Here is an 18,728-nt window from a genome sequence, read left to right as displayed (position 1 = left end):
CCTGCTTGTGTGCCTGCCGACGATCGAGGTGGCCAACAGACCCCTCGAACTCAATCATCGGAGGCGTAGGGCACTCCATCGGAACGTGTCGACCGCCCGAACCAGCGGCGGGTGGATCTGCGCAAATCGTCTGCAGTACGGGCACCTGCATGCATCCATGCATCGAACAGCGGCCGCTGGCCGACCGGGGGCAGTCCGATCCCGAGCCCACGCAACCGGTCGCGCACGACATGCAGCAACGCATTGCGACGCGAGGCATGGGTGTTGTAGCTGAGGCTCAATGTGATGGATGGCTCGTCACTGGTCTCGACCATGTGCGGGCTGGTCAACGGCATGTACACGCCCATGCCGGGCTGCAGGTGGAACACGTGCGCGCGGGCACGGAACTCCTCTTTCCACTGGACCAGGGCAAGTTCACGATGACCATGGAACCAGTCGCGCGCGCGCTCGGTGACCACCGTGGCATCGTCGGGGTCCCACACATAGACGGTCTTGGTCCCGCTTACCTGCAGCAGGATGCCGTGGTTCCGGTCGATGTGGAACGGTGTGACCGTGTGCGGAGAGGACACGAAAATCCAGCCGGCCCGGTAGCACATGCCCGGATCCTTGTGATCGATCTGCGGTTTGACTTCATCGAGTACGGAGTCGACGAGCGCACGGTAGGCCGGATCACCCTGCACGTGGCGGAGCAGCATCCATGCCTTGGCATGGCTGATGTCCTGCAGGGTTTCCTGCGCGGACTTGTGGTTCGGATGGGTGCTGCCCACCTCGTTGAAATTGGCGGCGGCGGTGGCATCGTTGCTGAACGAGTAGAGCTGGGCCGCGCGCTCAAGCCGCCGGCCGAACTCCACCAGTTGGGCAGGCTGCAGCAACGGGTGTTCTGTCAATCGATGCCGTACTGCCTGGGGGCGCCACGGATCGAACGCAGCCCAGTCGGCATCGATGAGCCCGGCGGCCCTGGCATTCATGATTTCCGCCCCCCATCCCTTTGCGGAGACCGTTAGTTTCCCCTTCTGTGACGGCCGTGTCACTACTCAAAGCGGCAAATGTGGTAATCCCTCCGGAATAGGCCATGAGGCACATCGCGGAAATCACCTCACGCGCACGCATCCAAAACCCTCGGGCATGCACCGTGCCACGTCATGTTTCGGCCTCCTGTCCGACGGCTCTGGCTATCCGCCGGACTGGAACGCGAACAGCCACAGGATGGCCCCCTGGGCCGGACTGCCCGTCCAGGTGACGCTGTAGGTGCCGGCCGCCGCCACCTGCCTGAATGCGACGGCACACTGCGTGCCGCTGTTCGGCGGCAACTCCAGGAAGCTGTCAATCACCTTGAACCCGCTGTCGGGTACTGCCGTCATCGAATAGACGGTGGCATCGCCCCACCATACCGCTATCAGGGTCGCCGGCCCGGTCGTGGTGACGCTGCCGCTGGTCAGCGATGTGCTGGAAACCGAAGGATTGCCGGCAACATCGTGCCAGACACGTGCGAGCTTGTTGGTTACCCTGCCGACGGTCCCCGGGACCGGGTAATTCTGCGCAACATCCTTGAGTACGCCGGCATGCCTGATCTCGATGATGGGCACCGAGATCTCCCCTCCCGCATCGCCGCTCTTGGTGATGCTGACCGTATGGTTGGCGCCGCCCCTGGCCGAAAGCACCACATAGGCCCGGGCGTTGAACTTGCCGTCATAGCCGTTGTAGATGACGCTGGGACCCAGCTGCTTCCAGGTATTCGAGTAACTGTCGGTCGGATCATCCGAATTGCTCGCATAGCTGCTGATCAGAACCAGTAGCGAGCTGCCGCTTGCCTCGGTCGTGAGTGGTTTGCTGACTGCCGGACTGACTCCCTTCCCTTCCGTCTGCACGAGCAAGGTGTGCGCCCCCAATGCGGGGACCTGCGCGGGAGGCGACGCATCCGTGAAAGCTGCGCCATGGGCGCTACCGATCACCATGGTCATCAGCGCTGCCGCCACGGCTTCGTGGAGATTGCGATGCCTTGAATCTTGACGCCTGGAATCATTGCGCATGAGGCAGTCCCCTTGTTGGCGTGTCGGGTCGAGCACTTTCGATTTTGTCAGGATGCGAAACGAGCAGGTATCTCGCGCATGGCCTACGCCGGATTCGCCAGCCATGCACCGCAAGACCAGTGGCATCCGGGATCGGCGCACACGAGAGGCCGAAAAGCCTTCGCGAAATACTTTCCGCATGATCTTTCGAAGCTCTTGCATCGCAGTTTTCGACGCATGATTTTGCTGAATTGACACCGCAAAAAAGGCCGCGTAGCGTCATTCGTGATTGATACGTTGCATCGGTCGGCTCGCCATCTGGCGGCCCTTTCGGCTTGGCATGCAGGAGCCACTCCGCTGAATACCGTAGCCAGCCATCCGGATGCTCGCGCTGCCCTGGTGCAGACCCGGGTTGTGCTGGAACGTCGCCATGCCGATGACTTGCCGTATGCGTCTTTCGTGCGTGATTACGTAGCGCAGAACCGGCCGGTAATGGTGGAAAACGCCATGCCGGCGTGCCCGGCCATGCACAAGTGGACGCCCGAATTCTTCAAGCACCAGTTCGGTCCGAGGCAGGTCAACATCAGCCACAGCCAGCGGATGACGTTCGAGACATTCATCGATGCCGTGCTGGCCTCTCGCGAAGACGCGCCGGGGCCGTACATGTACCGGCTGTTCATCGGCCCGCATCTGCCGGAACTGCTGCCCGACCTCGAACCGCAGAATCCCTACGCATTCCCACGACGGCTGGCCAGCCCGTTGATGCTGAGGCCATGGAGACGGCCGGACGGCTATCTCAAATTGTTGATCGGTGGCACTGGCGGTCACTTTCCGATACTGCACTATGACGGCGAGAACGGGCACGCAACGATCAGCGAGATCTACGGCGACAAGGAGTTCATCCTGTATCCGCCGGAGGATTCGGCCCATGTGTACCCGAAATCGGGTATACCGAATCAATCGTTGATCCCGGATGTACAGCACCCCGATCTCGAGCAATTCCCGCTCTTCGCCCGAGCCACTCAGTACCACACCGTGCTGCGCCCCGGCGACATGGTTTTCGTCCCTTCCCGCTGGTGGCATGCCGCACGCGCGCTCACGCCATCGATATCGATTTGCCAGAACATCTTCGATGCCTCGAACTGGGCCGGCTACGTCAACGAGATCTGCCCGCCGGTGGCCGGCTTGCATGGCCTCAAACGCATGGCGAAGAGAACTTATCTGACCGGCCTGGGCAGCATTCTCTCGGTACTCGAACGACAGCCTCGCGGTCACGGTCACGGCAGCCTGACGGCGCGCATTGCCCGGCTGGCTCCGACCAGCATTGTCGATGTCGGCGATTCCAGCACCTGGCCCGTCGACAACTGGAGCGCAAACTGACGTATCAGCCCGGATGGTTGAAATTTCCAGCCGGAAATGCGGCATGCTGTGGCTGCGAGTCGGGCCGCAGCATTCCAGCCTGCCGCGTTTCAGGGGGAAAGACGTGGCTCGCGAGACCGATTTTCTGGATTTGTACAGGATCCTTGGATTGAACCCCGGCTGCAGTCTGGCCGAGTTCAAGCAGGCTTATCGCCGCCGTGTATCCGTACTGCACCCCGATCGCCGTAGCGGTGACGGCCGCAATAACACCATTGCGGCAGAGCGGCTGCAGCAGCTCACTGCGCTATATGGCGCAGCCATCGAGTTCGAGCGTCGACACGGGCGACTTCCGGGTGCCGCACAGGGGCGCCAGTCGCCGGACATTCCCATCCGGCCGGCAACAGTCCAGCGTTCAGCCGCCCCGCCACCATCGCGCCGCTCGCCCCGTTTGCTGGTTGCGCTCGTGGCAGCGATCGCCCTCGCATGGCTGCTATGGAATTCGGAATGGCCTCTCTGGAACAACGAGGGAGGATCACCCGCGTCCGAATCCCGCCCGGTCGCCACCCTGACGGAAGGCACTCCTGGCGAACATGCAACTGCAGCATCACCATCCGTGCTTGAGCTCGGCATGGACGCGGATGTGGTGCGTGCCATCCAGGGCGAACCCATGATCGGCAGCACAGACCATTGGGAGTATGGACCGTCATGGATCCGCTTTGAAAACGGCAAGGTCGTTGACTGGTACAGCTCGCCGCTGAACCCGCTCAAGACAACCACCATGCAGCCCGCTCATGCGCGCGACTGAGCTTCCCGGGAGGCGAACGATTCAACCTGTCGCGATTGGCAATCAGCGCGCGCCACGCCGGAACAGCACGACTTCGACCGTCTGGATCAGGATCATCACGTCGAACAGCAGATTCTGGTTCTTGACGTAGTACAGGTCGTACTTGAGTTTCTCGGCCGCATCCTCCTCGGAGGCGCCATACGGAAACCGAAGTTGTGCCCATCCGGCCAGCCCTGGCTTCAGGCAATGGCGCAGGTCGTAATAACGGATTTTCCGAGCCAGATCGGCAACAAACTGCGGGCGCTCCGGACGCGGGCCGATAAAGCTCATTTCGCCCTTGAGCACATTCCACAGCTGCGGCAGTTCGTCGAGTCGCACCTTGCGAATGAAGCGGCCGACGCGGGTGACACGATCATCATCCTTGCTGGCCCAGCGTGCCACACCGTCCAGTTCGGCATCGGTACACATGCTGCGGAACTTGATCAGATGAAAAGTCCTGCCGCGTGCGCCGACACGTTCCTGACGATACAGAATAGGTTGACCCGCGCCGGATTCGATGCAGATCGCCAATACCACCAGCAGCATCAGCGGCCAGGTCAGCAGCAACACCAGCACGGCGACGCTGACATCGAAACAGCGTTTGCTAAGCAGGCGTACCGGCGTGGCATTGAAGCCACCCGAGAAGACAAACCAGGACGGGTCGGTAAACGACAATTGCAGGCGACCCGCCTCGCGTTCGAAAAACGTGGTCATATCGGTGACATCGATGCCCAGTTGCCGGCATTCGAGCAGGTCCTCGATCGGCAACCCGCCGCGGCGATCGTCGACACCGACCACGATCTCGTCGACCTGCTCCCGTTGCACAAGAACATGCAGGGGCGTGTCCGTGGCCCATACCTGTTCGGCCGGCACGGCAATCTTCTCTCCCGGCCGCGGCACAAAACCCACCACGGTGAAGCCACGTCGATCCGAGCGTCGACGCATGCGGTTATGGATCTGCGCCGCGCGCGTACCCCCCCCGAGTATCAGTACGCGCCGCTTGAATACATCGACGTCCACCAGGCGCAGAAACACCGCGCGGAAGCCGGTTACGGCAACAAAACCCAGCAACAGGGCAATACTCAACACGCCGCGGCCGACATAGGCCTGCGGAACAATGTAATACGCCACGACAAGTCCGAAACCACCGAGGACAAAGCCCACGGCCTGGCGTGCAAGCAGGCCAAACCAGCTGGTACGCATATGCGCCTGGTATTGGCCCAGCGCAGCCAGGCCGAGCAGGAGGACGACTCCGAAGATCAGCGAGCGTTCGGGCATGTGCCGCGAAAACTCCGCCAGTTCGTCCGCACTCCGAAAATAGCGCAGATACATCGCGACATTCATCGAGATAGCCAACAGCACCAACTCGCCCAGGCCTAGCAGCAGAAGCCAACGCCTAGCGTGCTTGCTCATGAACTTGTACATCACTTTTCCTCTGCCCCTGGTCGACTCGTCTTCTCGTTCTTACGCAGTCAAATCGTGCACGCCCCCATGTAGCCGAGCCGTGAGGTTATCCCCCGCTCCGACACAGTGTCCATGCATCCAGAACGTCTACGCCTTATCGTGGATGCCTTGGCCCGAAGGGCGCGCGGCATGCCCTCGCACAGACATGCACGTCTTGTGCCGAATCAGGATAATCAAGGGCTAGAGGGCGCCCCATCCGTGCCCGCACCCACGGCAAGCATGATTCGTGCCCCCGTACCGGCCGACATGTACAAATGGCATAGGCCTATGGCGACTGGCACCGCGACTGCCCCGACCACTTCCGCGGGCAGGCTCAGATCGCACACACGGCATGGCGGATATGCAGAACCCGGTGGCGCCTTCACTGACGTGGACACTGCCGCAGGCAGTGTCGAGGGAGGCTCAAGCAGCCCCGTGCCGAATGCCTTGAGCAATGCTTCCTTGCGTGTCCATAGCGCCAGCAGGGCCGCTTCACGCGCAGCTACGGGCAGCTCGCGCATATCCGCCGCTTCGGCCGGCGTGCAGATCGTCGTCAGCAGGTCGGCCAGCGCAATCCGCGCCGGCGAGCGTTCGATATCGACGCCAACAGTGACGGCATGGCCGACGGCAAGCGCCACCCAGTTGCCGCTGTGGCTGAGACTGGTGGCGAGCGGCGTGCCCGGCAGTTGCGGCTGACCCGACGGCATCCGGACCAGCGGCACGGCAGTCGCATCCACATCCAGGCAGATGCCCAGCACCATGCGCCACAATGCATGCGCCAGTAGGTAGACCGTGCGGTCGCGCTCGAAATGGAAGCGCGCTGCACGATCACGCTCACCAGCATCGAGCACGCGTTCCGCCGCTGCCGCGTGGGTCGCCAGCGAGGAACTGTCGAACACCAGCACACAGGCCTCGTTGATGCCGGGGGGAGCAAAGCCGGCACGCAGCAGGATCCCTCGCACTGCACGCGCGAAGTCATCCATCGCGATGTCGTTGCTGCTCATCGGACCACCGGGTTTGCGCCGGCCTATGCGTGATCGTGCCGCGCGATGAAATCCAGATACCAAGGCATCGCTTCGCGCAAGCCCGCCGGCAGCGTATGCGTGGGCACGTAACCCAGCCGGGAACTGGCGCGGCCGATATCGGCCAGCGAGTGGCGCACATCGCCCGCGCGGAAATCGCGATAGACCGGCTTGCGCGCGTAATGCCGGCCTTCCTCCACCAGTTGCGCGACGAGCGCGTCGAACAGCTCGTTCAGGCTGGTGCGCTGGCCCACGGCCACGTTGTAGACCAGGTCACGATGCTCGTCGGCCGACAACGCAGCGAGCAGGTTCGCCTGCACCGCGTTGGCGACGAAACAGAAATCGCGGGTAGTCTCTCCATCACCGTTGATGAACACGTCTTCGCCGCGGATCATCGTCGCGATCCATTGCGGAATGACCGCCGCATAGGCGCCGTCCGGATCCTGGCGACGGCCGAACACGTTGAAGTAACGCAGGCCGATGGCCTTGAAGCCATAGCAACGTGCAAATACCTCGGCATAGATTTCATTGAGCAGCTTGGTCGCCGCGTAAGGCGACAGCGATCGGCCGATCCTGTCCTCGACCTTCGGCAAGGTAGGCTCATCGCCATAGGTGGAACTGGACGCGGCATAGGTGAAACTGGCCACGCCCGCATCGCGTGCGGCCACCAGCATGTTGAGGAACCCGGTGGCGTTGGCCGCGTGCGTGGCCAGCGGATCCTCGATCGAACGCGGAACCGAACCCAGCGCGGCCTGATGCAGCACGTGACCCGTCCCTGCACAGGCCGCGCGGCAATCCTCGATGCTGCGGATGTCGCCCTTGATGAAGCGGAACCGCGACCACGCCTGCGCACCGACAAGTTGCTGCACCTCGTCGAGATTGCGCTGATAGCCGGTGGCAAAATTGTCCAGCCCGACAACCTGTTGGCCCAGCCTCAGCAGGGTCTCCACCAGGTTGGAGCCGATGAACCCCGCCGCACCGGTGACCAGCCACGGTACCGACTCATTCTGCACGCGCGCCTGCAGCGCCGGCGGCAACACGACTTCGGCAACGACCATCACAGCCTCCCGTCCACCGCATCGCGCGGCAGCACATATTTCACGTCGTAGATGACCGCCGCCGGCTTGCCGAAGGCACGGATGCCGTCGACACCCATCGCGACGAACTGCCGGTGGCCGACCGCGATGATCACCGCGTCGTAACTGCCTGCCTGCGGTTGTGCCAGCGGACGGATGCCATACTCATGCTCGGCCTCGGCCGCATTCACCCACGGATCGTGGACGTCGACTTCGGTGCCATAGCCGTGCAGCGCCTGCACGATATCGACCACCCGCGTATTGCGCAGGTCCGGACAGTTCTCCTTGAACGCCAGGCCCAGCAGCAGGATGCGTGCGTGCACCGGGTTGATGCCCTTGCAGACCATCAGCCGGATCACCTCGTTGGCGATGTACGGGCCCATGCCGTCGTTGGTGCGGCGGCCGGCCAGGATCACATCCGGGTGGTGACCGACTTCCTGCGCCTTGTGGGTCAGGTAGTACGGATCGACGCTGATGCAGTGGCCGCCGACCAGGCCGGGTCGGAACGGCAGGAAGTTCCACTTGGTACCGGCCGCCTGCAGCACTTCCAGCGTGTCGATGCCCAGCTTGTTGAACAGGATCGCCAGATCGTTGACCAGGGCAATATTGAGATCGCGCTGGGTGTTCTCGATCACCTTGGCTGCTTCGGCCACCTTGATACAGCTGGCCCTGTGCGTGCCGGCCGTGATGATGCTGCCGTACAGGCGATCGACGAAATCCGCCACCTCGGGCGTGGAGCCGGAAGTCACCTTGAGAATGGTGGTGACGCGATGCTGCTTGTCGCCCGGATTGATGCGCTCGGGGCTGTAGCCGGCAAAAAAATCGCGGTTATAGGTCAGCCCGGAAACCTTTTCGAGGATCGGCACGCACACCTCCTCGGTACAGCCCGGATACACCGTGGATTCGTACACCACCGTGTCGCCCGGCTTGAGTACCTTGCCGAGGGTTTCGCTGGCCTTGATCAGCGGGGTCAGGTCCGGTCGCTTGGCGGCATCGATCGGCGTCGGCACCGTGACGATGTAAACGTTGCAACCGCGCAGGTCGTCGAGACTGGCGCTGAAGCGCAGGCGCATTGCCATGGCCAGTTCACCGGCATCCACTTCCAGCGTGTTGTCGCGGCCACCGCGCAACTCGTCGATACGCGCCGCATTGATGTCGAAACCGACCGTGTCGTAATGCTTGCCGAACTCCACCGCCAGCGGCAGGCCGACATAGCCCAGGCCGACAATGGCGATCTTGGTGCTTTCCAGATTCCGCATGCGAAACATCCCTGATGGATTTTCAATTCGGAAAAATCGGGGCGAACACGTAGCTTCCCGCTCCGATGGCTTGCGCCCTCAGCGCGAACCCGGCGCGCCGAGCCGCCATGATGACACCGACCCGGCCGAATATCGAAGTAGCCAGCCGGCCGATTGCCATTACGCCAGGTGCAGGCTGCGCGGCAGCAAAAAAGAAGTCATGCCCCGGCACTGACTGCCGACACGGGCGCAACCATGCCGAATCGCGTACCCTTTGCCACGGCCACCGCACTCATCATCAATCACGGCACGAATCAGGCGTCGCGGACTCCCCATCCTTGCGCGAATCCCGCCTCCCGCACCCGTGCATGGCCGCACATCATCCCCTGCAACAGCAACAACACGAGACAACCCGACATGGTGGCCATGGCAACCGAGCACGTCATCGACGTGCAGCACTGGAACGACACGCTCTTCAGCTTCCGCACCACGCGCGATCCCGGCTTCCGCTTCGACAGCGGCCAGTTCGTGATGATCGGACTGGAAACGGACGGACGCCCGCTGATGCGCGCGTACTCGATCGCCAGCGCCAGCTGGGAGGAACACCTGGAGTTCTTCTCGATCAAGGTCGCCGACGGCCCGCTTACCTCGCGCCTGCAGCATCTGAAACCGGGCGACCCGCTGATCGTCACGCGCAAGCCCACCGGTACCCTGGTGCTCAACGACCTGAAACCCGGCAGGCATCTGTATCTGCTCGGCACCGGCACCGGACTGGCACCATTCCTGAGCATCATTCGCGACCCGGAAACCTACGAGCGCTTCGACCGGATCGTGCTCGCCCATGGCGTGCGCCAAATCAACGACCTCGCCTACGCGGACTATCTGGAACACGTGCTGCCGCAACACGAATACCTCGGCGAGCTGGTACGCGAGAAGCTGATCTACTACCCCACGGTGACGCGCGAGCCGTTCCGCAACCGTGGCCGCATTACCGACGCGATCGCCGACGGCGTGATGAGCGAGGTCACCGGCCTGCCTCCACTGAACCCCGGAACCGACCGCGTGATGCTGTGCGGCAGCCCGGTGATGCTAGACGACCTGTGCGCTCTGCTCGACGGTCGCGGCTTCCATGCCTCGCCGCGCACGCGCGAGCCGGGCGACTACGTGATCGAGCGGGCCTTCGTCGAGAAATGAGCGATGCGGCACCGGTGGACTGGCGCAGTCCGCGAACTCCTGAAATGCTGTCCACCATGGCCACGCCGCCACGGCGGCAAGGATCCCGTTGATGGATATCGCCCTGTACGCGCTCGCTGCCCTGCTGATCGTCGGTGGACTGGCCGGTTCCGTGCTGCCGTCCTTGCCTGGCATCCCGATGATCTTCGGCGGCATCTGGCTGGTCGCCGCGGTGGATGACTATCGCCACCTCGGCCTGTGGTGGCTGTTGATCATCGGCACGCTGGGCGCCATCGGGGTGATCGTCGATTTCATCGCCAGCACGCTCGGCGCCAAGCGCGTCGGCGCCAGCAAGCGGGCGCTGTGGGGCGCCAGCCTGGGCACCCTGGTCGGCATGTTCTTCGGTATTCCGGGCCTGCTGTTCGGGCCGTTCCTCGGTGCGCTCGCAGGCGAACTCGCCTCCGGCACCAGCGTGCTGCGCTCCGCGCATGTCGGCATCGGCACCTGGCTCGGGCTGCTGTTCGGCACCTTGGTGAAGCTGGTGCTCTCGTTCGTCATGGTCGGCCTGTTCGCCGTGGCCATGTTGCTCGGTGGTACCGACAGCCACCGCAGGACCGACGTATCAGCTCAACGGCGTGACCTGCGCACGTTGCCGACAGCGCCAGCCGCGCTCCTTGCCAGCCATGTGGCCAGGCTTGCCGTGTCGTGGCGCAGCGATGCCGGCAGCACGATGTAATGCCGGCTAGGCGCCGCGCCGGGCTTCGCGATCAGGCGGGAGGCTCCCTCGAGCCGCAGCAGCGCCGGCTGGTCCGCCGCCGCCAGCTTCAGGGCCAGTCCGCCAGCCGTCAGCCAGGCGCAGGGCTTTTCATCCAGGTACGCCATCAGGCCTCCGAACATCGGCTTGAAGCGCAGGTCGTGCGGCCGGCCCAGATGTACAGCCGCATCCTCGAGATCGCGACGCATCGCATCCAGCTCGGCCAACACGCTCAGGCCGCCGCGTCGGGTATCACGTACAGCAGCACGGCAAGGAAATGCAGCACGCTACCGGCCAGCACGAACACGTGCCACAGCGCGTGGTGGTACGGCAGGCGCCGCCACAGATAGAACGGCACGCCCAGCGTGTAGGCCACGCCGCCACCGATCAGCAGCAGCATGCCGCCGGTCTGCAGGTGCGCACTGAGCGGCCTGAACGCGATCATGCCGATCCAGCCCATACCCACGTACAGCAGCACGGCCAGCTTGTGGTAACGCCTGAACAAGCCAAGCTCCAGCGCGATACCGGCCAGTGCCAGCGCCCATATCGCGGCGAACAGGCTCAGACCCCAGGCACCGGGAAGTGCGATCAGGGTGAACGGGGTATAGGTGCCGGCGATCAGCAGATAGATCGCGACATGGTCGAGCACGCGCAGCGCCGGCTTGGCCTTCGCCACGGAAATCGAGTGGTACAGCGTGGATGCGGTGTACAGCAGCACCAGCGAGGTACCGAATACGGCGCAGGCGACCACCGCGAGCGCGTCGCCATGGAGTGCCGCAAACGCCACCAGCGTGGCCAGCCCGGCGATGCTGAGCACGATGCCGATACCGTGGATGACGCTGCTGGCCAGTTCGTCGCCGTAGCTGTAACGCGGGATGGCCGCGCCGGATGTGGCAGACATGGGTGGCTCCTGACAGGGGAATGGTGCCGTGCAGCACCCTACCTTACCCGTCGCCTCCACGATTGCATACCGTGGTGCATGGTCACATCTGCCCATTTGACCAGATTCATCAGTCCGCGCTCCCGTCGTATCGACCTGGTGCCGAAAGCAGATTGTTGGAGGCCTGCGCAGTCACTGGGCACGGTTCTGCGTGAAAATTTCCTTCACTTCAATTCCACACCCAACCCATGCACTCGGAATGAAGCTGACGATGCGGATGCATCTAATCCCCCCTTCATCCGCGTTCTGCCTCGCTCCCCTGCGGGGCATTTTTTTCTGATCGGCAATCCCGACGCGCTCACTTCGACACGATCGTTGCACTTGACACCATCCTTGTTTGGACGTCCAGCCGTCCACTTGCACAATAGCCGAAAACAGGCATACGCTGTCATCGCGGACGCACGATCCCCCTGCCTGTGCGCAGCGTGACGGACGCAACAACCCAAACTGCCGTCAGGAGGTCGCTCATGTCGTCCGCAAGCCTGGCTGTTGCTCATCGCCCACGGCCCGACAGTGCACGCATTGCCGCCCTCAGTGCAGCAATCGCACTCAACCTTGCCGTCATCATGGTCGCCACGCGGCCGCTGGCACCGGTACAACTCTCCGTGACCCACCCGCTGGCTCCCGTGCAACAGGTCCGTTTCATCGACCCGCCCGCGAAGCTACCGCCACCGGTGGAACTGAAGTCACTGCCAAAACCACGGGTCGTGCCGCAGACTCATCTCCCGCCGCTACCGATAGTTGCACATCCCGTGGTGATACCAAGCACGGACGGAGACGTTGCCGCACCGCCGGTCACGGCACCCACGCTGGCACCTACCCGCAGCATGCCCGGCACGGGAGCGGCAACCGAACCATCGGCTGAAGCCAGCCTGGCCTACCGCTCGGCGCCACTGCAGTTCCCGGTCCAGGCATTGCGCCAGCACATGCAAGGCACCGTGCTGTTGCGCGTACTGGTGGACGAGACCGGCAAACCGGTGGATGTGCAGGTGGAACACGGCAGCGGCTATGCCCTGCTTGATCGCAGTGCGCGAGAGCAGGTATTGGCCAGCTGGCGTTTCCATCCGGCGATAGTGAACGGGCAGGCCGTTCGTGCTTGGGCCCGGGTCCCGGTGAGCTTCGCCCTGCAGGGGCAATAGGCGCAAAGTGGAAGGCCCGGCCGGCAACGCATGCCCGACCGGGCCCTTCCACGGCAACCACAAACCCGAACCCGCATGGCGGTGTTCCTGTCACGCCACACCGCCGGTTGTTGCACGGTCGCCTGAACCACCACCATGAAAGTGGGTCAGGCCACCGGCACGGGTCCAGCATGGACACTTCGCGTGCCTGATGCATGGTGCAAAAGTCATGGCATGAAGCCGTCGCCGGCTTACACGTCTTTAACGATAGCCATGCTCCACTGATCGCCACACCCTGTCGAGTTTCATGCATGGGCAAGCACAGCCGCACCCTGAAAACCCTGCGCAACATCGCGCTCGAGTACGGCAGCAACGAGCAACCGGATCTGGCCTTAATGGCGCGCGAGCTCGGCCGCGTGGTGCATCAGAATGCCGCAGTACTGGCCAACCGCCTGGCTCCTTTGCGGGCGCGCCAGCGCGGCTTTGAACGCTGGTTGCTGGCCGAGCGCAGCAAACCGGCGCTCAGCGTGCTGGTGATGGCGTGGCCACCGAATCATCTCACCCCGGTACACGACCATGCCGGCCTGTGGGGTCTGGAAGTGGCCCTTGCCGGAGCGCTGGAAGTGCAGTCCTACTCGCGCGATCCAGCCTCAGGCGATCTGCGCATGCTGGGCCGCGACTGGCTCGGCCCGGGCGACGGCACCTGGTTCGAGGGGAGTGACACCCACGTCCACCGCTGCCGCAACCTGTCACAGCACGACACCGCGCTTACGCTGCATGTGTACGGTGGTGATCTTGCGCAATTCTTCGCCTACGAGCAGACCGGTCCATCCGGCAACTGGATCGCGCAGCCGCAGCGCAGCAGCATTGCCGGCCGCCTGCGCGGCTGACCGTACGACACCACACACAGGGAATTCCATGTTTCGACGGGTCGCCATCATCGGCGGCGGTGCCGCGGCAGCTACTTTGCTCGGCGAACTGCTGGAGCGTCAGCCGGCGCAGCCGCTGCATCTTGACTGGTATACCGGGGCTGCTGCCGCACCTGCGCGCGGCGTGGCCTATGGCACCACCTCGGACCGCCACCTGCTGAACGTGCGCGCGGCATCGATGAGCATGTTTACCGGCAAGCCGCGTGGCTTCCTGGACTTCGTGCAGCGCGACGATCCGGCCATTGCCGGTACCGATTTCCTGCCGCGCCGACGCTATGGCGACTATCTGGAGGCGGAGGTGGCTCGTGCGTTGGAACACGGCAAGGCCCACGGGCACGATGTCAACGTCATTCCGTTCGCGATCGATGCCCTGGTACCCGAGAACGACGGCGTCACCCTGATCCATGGCGAGGAAAGTCATCGCGCCGATGCCGCCGTGCTGGCACTCGGCGCCTTGCCGCCGCAGCCGCTGCCCGGTGTGAGCTCTGCGGCCATCGAAAGCGCTCGTTATGTGATGGATCCGTGGCAACTGCTGGCCGGTGCTGCCGACCTGCATCCGCCACCGCGCAAGGTAGCGGTGATCGGCCTCGGACTGACCGCGGTCGATGTGTTGCTGGAGCTCGCTGCGCAATGGCCGCAGACCGAATTCGTCGCAGTTTCCCGCCACGGGCTCCTGCCCGAGGCGCATTTGCACAAGGCCGCCGCGCCCGCCGATGACAGCGCCGAACTGATCGCCTCGATGCATGACGCGCCGGAGATTCACCGCTGGCTGCACCTGCTGCGCGAAGCCTGCTCGCAGGAGACGGACTGGCGCCCGGTCATCGACAGCCTGCGGCCGCATACCACCAGCCTGTGGCAGGAACTGCCGCTGGAACAGCGCGCGCGCTTCTTGCGCCATGCCCGCTGGGCCTGGGAACGCGTCAGGCACCGCATGCCGCCACAGGTACTCGATTCGATCACGGCGCTGGAACGATCCGGCCAGCTGCAGCGTCAATGCGGCCGCGTGCAATCGGTAGAGCTGGTCAACGAGGCCTTGCAGCTGACCCTGGTGCACGCGGGCGAGACGCGCACGCTAGGTGCCGACCTGGTGATTCAGACCGTCGGCCTGGACACCGATGTGCGCCGTACCCGGCATCGATTGGTGCAGCAGCTGCAGACCAACGCGCACATCACGGCAGATCCGCTGGGTCTCGGCGCACAAGCCGATGCCACGGGCCACTTGCGCCATGGAGACAGCAGCTGGCCGAACCTGTTTGCCATCGGCAGCCTGTTGCGCGGTACGCTGTGGGAGTCCACTGCCATGCCGGAGATCCGCCAGCAGGCCCGCAACCTCGCCGATCGCTTGCTGGGCGACTAGCCAACCTGCACAGCCTGCCATGACCCTCAGCATGCTCACCGCCGGGATCCTGCTGCTGCACCTGCTGGGGGTTTTCGCGGCCATGCATGCCGTGATGTACACACGCACCCCGCAGGGTGCGATCGGCTGGGCACTCGGCCTCTTGTTGCTGCCGTATCTCACCCTGCTGCCTTACCTGTACCTCGGCTCCAGCCGCTTCCTGGGCTATCGCACAGGGCGCAGGCGGCGACCGGCGCCACTGTCGCCGGCCAGCACCGACGGACATGCCGCCATCGACCCGGGTTGTACCCGTTTCGCCGCGGTCAGCGCCCTGCAGGGACAACCGTTTCGTGGTGGTCACCAACTGCGCCTGCTGATCGATGGCGACGCGGCATTCGATACCATGCTTTCGGCGATGGCTGGGGCCGAAAGCTGCCTGCTGGTGCAGTTCTTCATCATCCACGACGACGGCCTCGGCCGGCGCCTGCAGCAAGTGCTGCTGCAACGCGCTGCCGCCGGCGTGCGCGTATGCGTGCTGTACGACGGCGTCGGCAGCCATGACCTGCCGCAGCACTACGTCGATACCCTGCGCGCTGGCGGCGTGGCTATCCACCCGTTCGCCACCCACCGCTGGCGAAACCGTTTCCAGCTGAACTTCCGCAACCACCGCAAGATCGTGGTGGTCGACGGCACCTGCGCCTTTGTCGGCGGCCTCAACGTGGGCGATGAATATCTGGGCCTGAAACCGCCACTGGCCCCATGGCGGGACACCCAGCTGGAATTGCGCGGACCGGCGGTGGCCGAGCTGCAGCGACACTTTGCCGAGGACTGGCGGTGGATCACCGGCAGCCTGCCACCGATGCTGCCGCCGCTGCCTGGTCATGGCGACGCCAGCGCACTGGTGGTGGCCAGCGGACCGGCCGACGAGCTGGAAACCGGCTCGTTGTTCTTCACCACGGCAATCAATGCCGCGCGCGAACGGCTGTGGCTGAGCACGCCGTACTTCGTGCCGGACCATTCGGTACGCGCAGCGCTGCAACTGGCGGTGCTGCGCGGGGTCGACGTGCGCGTGCTGATTCCGGCCCGTCCGGATCACCGGACCGTGTTCCTCGCGTCCACCCTGCACGCCTACCACGCCGTGCGCACCGGCATCCGCATGTTTCGCTACCAGCCCGGTTTCCTGCACCAGAAAGCATTGCTGATCGATCACGACAGCGCGGCGATCGGCAGCATGAACCTTGACAGTCGATCCTTCCGGCTCAATTTCGAGGTCAGTGCGCTGGTCGTCGATCGTGCGTTTGCCGGCGAAGTGGAAACCATGCTGAGTACCGACTTCAGCCGTGCCCGTGCCATCGACGAACGCGAATACCTGGATGCACCGTACCTGCGCCGGGTGGCGATGCACGTGGCACGGTTGTTTGATCCGCTACTGTAACTGGCGGCACCCGGCATGCCGAGCGCGTCATCGCGAAGCGAAGCATGATGAACTGAAACACCTGCCAAGGAACCCCAACATGCGTCGCCTGATCCTGCTGCTCTGCCTGATGATCGCCAGTGCGGTCTGCCATGCCACTGCATCGGCGCCGTTCGTCGAGCGCTCGCTCGACCTGCATGGCAAGACCTACCGCTACCAGGTGTTCGTGCCGGATGGCTGGACGACCAAACAGACCTGGCCGGTGGTGCTGTTCCTGCATGGCAGCGGTGAAAGCGGCAACGACAACCGCAGCCAGCTCAGCCAGGGCCTGCCGCCATGGCTCAAGCAGCAGGGCAAGGATTTCCGCGCCGTGGTCGTGATCCCGCAGGCACCCGATGCCAGCGGCTGGAATGGCGATACCGAACAGATGGCACTCAAGGCGCTGGACGACAGCATCAAGGCTTACCACGGCGATCGTGAGCGGCTTTACCTCACCGGCCTGTCGATGGGTGGCTACGGCGCATGGCAGATCGCGCTGGACCACCCCGGCATGTTCGCCGCCGCCGCGATCATCTGCGGCGGCATCGGCCATCCCGACGACGGTGACCCGTTGCACATCGAAGGCATCCCAGCCAACGTCAGCGACCCGTATGCCTGGGTCGCCGCCCACATCGGCAAGCTGCCGGTATGGATCTTCAACGGCGCCATCGACGACGTGGTGCCCCCGGCAGAATCACACCGCATGCACGCGGCGCTGCAGGCGCTTGGGGATGATGTCCGTTACACCGAGTTCCCCGGTGTGGGGCACGGCTCCTGGCCGATGGCTTATGCCACAAGCGAACTGTGGCCGTGGATGTTCTCGCATCGGCTAGCGCAGGCACGCGCGCGGCGCTGAGGCTATGCCAGCCAAGCCTGCGATGATTTTCGCCCTGCCTATTTATCGCGATTGGCGGAGCGCCCGTTGCGGCTGCACAGCACCCAGCCCGCATAGATGCCCAGCCCCACGCCAATCAATTCGGACATCACGCGCAGGCCGATGTTGTCCGGATCGTGCACCAGCGCCAGCTTCGCCTTGAGCAGTGGCAGCGACTGCAGTGGCGCGTAGTTGAAATAGATCAGGTCCGAGAGGTCGCCACCGGCCGTGACTATCGTGGCCAGCAGGAACGACCAGCCGATCTGCGGGGCGTAACTCCAGCCATGGCGACGCCCGACCCAGTGGAACACGACGAACAGCAACAACCCTGCCAATGCGGAGATCGCACCGGCCTCGATGCCACCGATGAAGCCGTAGCCCATCCAGTCCTGGTTGTAATGCATGGCTCTGTGGTTTCCCTCTGTGATTGCCATGCATTATGCCTGCAGTAGCGCGTCCAGCAGCCGACGACAGGGGCGCGCTAGACTCTGGCATCATCTTCGCGCTGAACTCCCGGCATGAGCCATCCCGTTTCGCCCCACGCCGCCCTGATCGTTGTCGACGTGCAGCCCGATTTCATGCCCGGCGGCGCACTGGCCTGCCACCAAGGCGATGCGATCGTGCCGGGCATCGGCGAAATGCTGCGCTCGCGTGTGTTCCGCCATGTCGTGGCCACCCAGGACTGGCACCCGCGCGGACATGTCTCGTTCGCCAGCTCGCATCCAGGCCGTTCACCGTTCGAACAGATCGATCTGTACGGCCAGCTGCAGATGCTGTGGCCGGATCACTGCGTGCAGGGTACGCGCGGCGCCGAACTGCATCCGGCGATCGACTGGTCGGCCCTCGACGCAGTGATCCGCAAAGGCAGCGACCCCGGTGTGGATTCCTACAGCGGCTTCCGAGAGAACCATGGTCCGGCCGGCCAACGGCCACCTACCGGCCTGGCTGGGTGGCTGCGCGAACGCGATGTCGAGGAGGTATTCGTGTGTGGCCTGGCACGCGATGTCTGCGTCCTGTGGACGGCGCAGGACGCACTGGAACTCGGCTTCCGCGCCAGCCTGCTGTGGGATCTCAGCCGCCCGGTGACGCCGGACACGGACGCGACCACCCGCGCCACCCTGCTGACGCAGGGCATCGCGATCGCTGCGGCAAGTGAATTGCGGCGCGCCTGAAACCGCTGC

The 18,728-nt window shown here is 64.0% G+C and carries 18 protein-coding genes and 1 pseudogene; 10 read left to right on the top strand and 9 right to left on the bottom strand.

Translation table 11 applies throughout. The annotated features are described in order from the left end of the window. Window positions 1-50: 50 nt before the first annotated feature. Both B0E50_RS01995 and B0E50_RS01990 read right to left on the bottom strand, forming a co-directional pair. A complete protein-coding gene (locus B0E50_RS01995) occupies window positions 51-968 on the bottom strand; it encodes a cupin-like domain-containing protein (protein ID WP_077439407.1) in 918 nt (305 codons plus the stop codon). Between the two features lie 204 nt (window positions 969-1,172). Continuing rightward, entirely contained in the window at window positions 1,173-1,961 is a 789-nt protein-coding gene (locus tag B0E50_RS01990) for a hypothetical protein (RefSeq protein WP_217343182.1), read from the bottom strand. Between the two features lie 447 nt (window positions 1,962-2,408). Here B0E50_RS01990 and B0E50_RS01985 point away from each other — a divergent pair, with 447 nt between their 5' ends. Further along, window positions 2,409-3,389: a cupin-like domain-containing protein gene (locus B0E50_RS01985; protein ID WP_139350721.1), complete on the top strand. Its 981-nt coding sequence runs from the start codon at window positions 2,409-2,411 to the stop codon at window positions 3,387-3,389. 103 nt (window positions 3,390-3,492) lie between these two features. Then, window positions 3,493-4,173 (top strand): J domain-containing protein, encoded by a 681-nt coding sequence (locus tag B0E50_RS01980; RefSeq protein ID WP_217343180.1) that lies wholly within the window; start codon window positions 3,493-3,495, stop codon window positions 4,171-4,173. Between the two features lie 42 nt (window positions 4,174-4,215). On the opposite strand, the gene B0E50_RS01975 is transcribed toward B0E50_RS01980, so the two are convergent. From B0E50_RS01975 to tviB, 4 genes are all read right to left on the bottom strand, one after another. Then, window positions 4,216-5,604: a TIGR03013 family XrtA/PEP-CTERM system glycosyltransferase gene (locus B0E50_RS01975; protein ID WP_254427145.1), complete on the bottom strand. Its 1,389-nt coding sequence runs from the start codon at window positions 5,602-5,604 to the stop codon at window positions 4,216-4,218. Window positions 5,605-5,828: 224 nt separating this feature from the next. Further along, on the bottom strand, window positions 5,829-6,638 hold the full coding sequence (locus B0E50_RS01970) for a 4'-phosphopantetheinyl transferase superfamily protein (RefSeq protein ID WP_077439402.1): 810 nt from the start codon (window positions 6,636-6,638) through the stop codon (window positions 5,829-5,831). A gap of 23 nt (window positions 6,639-6,661) precedes the next feature. Next, complete coding sequence (locus B0E50_RS01965; protein WP_077439401.1) at window positions 6,662-7,714, bottom strand: SDR family oxidoreductase; 1,053 nt, start codon at window positions 7,712-7,714, stop codon at window positions 6,662-6,664. Then, window positions 7,714-8,991 (bottom strand): Vi polysaccharide biosynthesis UDP-N-acetylglucosamine C-6 dehydrogenase TviB, encoded by a 1,278-nt coding sequence (gene tviB / locus B0E50_RS01960; protein ID WP_077439543.1) that lies wholly within the window; start codon window positions 8,989-8,991, stop codon window positions 7,714-7,716. The genes B0E50_RS01965 and tviB overlap by 1 nt, the downstream gene beginning before the upstream one ends. A gap of 396 nt (window positions 8,992-9,387) precedes the next feature. On the opposite strand from tviB, the gene B0E50_RS01955 reads away from it, so the two are divergent. Both B0E50_RS01955 and B0E50_RS01950 read left to right on the top strand, forming a co-directional pair. After that, window positions 9,388-10,164, top strand: coding sequence for a ferredoxin--NADP reductase (locus B0E50_RS01955; RefSeq protein ID WP_077439542.1), 777 nt, complete (start codon window positions 9,388-9,390; stop codon window positions 10,162-10,164). A 91-nt stretch (window positions 10,165-10,255) separates the two neighbouring features. Continuing rightward, window positions 10,256-10,735: pseudogene (locus B0E50_RS01950) on the top strand (DUF456 domain-containing protein); the annotation flags it as partial. A 35-nt stretch (window positions 10,736-10,770) separates the two neighbouring features. Here the strand turns inward: B0E50_RS01950 and B0E50_RS01945 are convergent. Continuing rightward, window positions 10,771-11,025, bottom strand: coding sequence for a hypothetical protein (locus tag B0E50_RS01945; RefSeq protein WP_254427157.1), 255 nt, complete (start codon window positions 11,023-11,025; stop codon window positions 10,771-10,773). Between the two features lie 104 nt (window positions 11,026-11,129). Continuing rightward, a complete protein-coding gene (locus B0E50_RS01940) occupies window positions 11,130-11,798 on the bottom strand; it encodes a hemolysin III family protein (protein ID WP_077439398.1) in 669 nt (222 codons plus the stop codon). Window positions 11,799-12,304: 506 nt separating this feature from the next. Between B0E50_RS01940 and B0E50_RS01935 the strand changes: the two genes are divergently transcribed. From B0E50_RS01935 to B0E50_RS01915, 5 genes are all read left to right on the top strand, one after another. Beyond that, complete coding sequence (locus tag B0E50_RS01935; RefSeq protein WP_077439397.1) at window positions 12,305-12,976, top strand: energy transducer TonB; 672 nt, start codon at window positions 12,305-12,307, stop codon at window positions 12,974-12,976. Window positions 12,977-13,266: 290 nt separating this feature from the next. Further along, window positions 13,267-13,845, top strand: coding sequence for a cysteine dioxygenase family protein (locus tag B0E50_RS01930; RefSeq protein WP_077439396.1), 579 nt, complete (start codon window positions 13,267-13,269; stop codon window positions 13,843-13,845). 28 nt (window positions 13,846-13,873) lie between these two features. Further along, window positions 13,874-15,241: an FAD/NAD(P)-binding protein gene (locus B0E50_RS01925; RefSeq protein WP_077439395.1), complete on the top strand. Its 1,368-nt coding sequence runs from the start codon at window positions 13,874-13,876 to the stop codon at window positions 15,239-15,241. Between the two features lie 19 nt (window positions 15,242-15,260). Then, window positions 15,261-16,655, top strand: a complete 1,395-nt coding sequence (cls, locus tag B0E50_RS01920; RefSeq protein WP_077439394.1) for a cardiolipin synthase — start codon at window positions 15,261-15,263, stop codon at window positions 16,653-16,655. Window positions 16,656-16,734: 79 nt separating this feature from the next. Continuing rightward, on the top strand, window positions 16,735-17,529 hold the full coding sequence (locus B0E50_RS01915) for an alpha/beta hydrolase-fold protein (RefSeq protein WP_077439393.1): 795 nt from the start codon (window positions 16,735-16,737) through the stop codon (window positions 17,527-17,529). A gap of 38 nt (window positions 17,530-17,567) precedes the next feature. Here B0E50_RS01915 and B0E50_RS01910 read toward each other — a convergent pair whose 3' ends face one another. After that, window positions 17,568-17,951, bottom strand: a complete 384-nt coding sequence (locus B0E50_RS01910; protein ID WP_077439392.1) for a hypothetical protein — start codon at window positions 17,949-17,951, stop codon at window positions 17,568-17,570. A gap of 114 nt (window positions 17,952-18,065) precedes the next feature. On the opposite strand from B0E50_RS01910, the gene pncA reads away from it, so the two are divergent. Next, window positions 18,066-18,719, top strand: a complete 654-nt coding sequence (pncA, locus tag B0E50_RS01905) for a bifunctional nicotinamidase/pyrazinamidase (protein WP_077439391.1) — start codon at window positions 18,066-18,068, stop codon at window positions 18,717-18,719. The last annotated feature ends 9 nt before the right edge of the window (window positions 18,720-18,728 follow it).

This window comes from Rhodanobacter sp. C01 (assembly GCF_002001045.1).
Taxonomy (GTDB): domain Bacteria; phylum Pseudomonadota; class Gammaproteobacteria; order Xanthomonadales; family Rhodanobacteraceae; genus Rhodanobacter.
The sequence above is the reverse complement of the archived record's forward strand: the minus strand, read 5'-3'. Positions and strand labels throughout refer to the sequence as shown.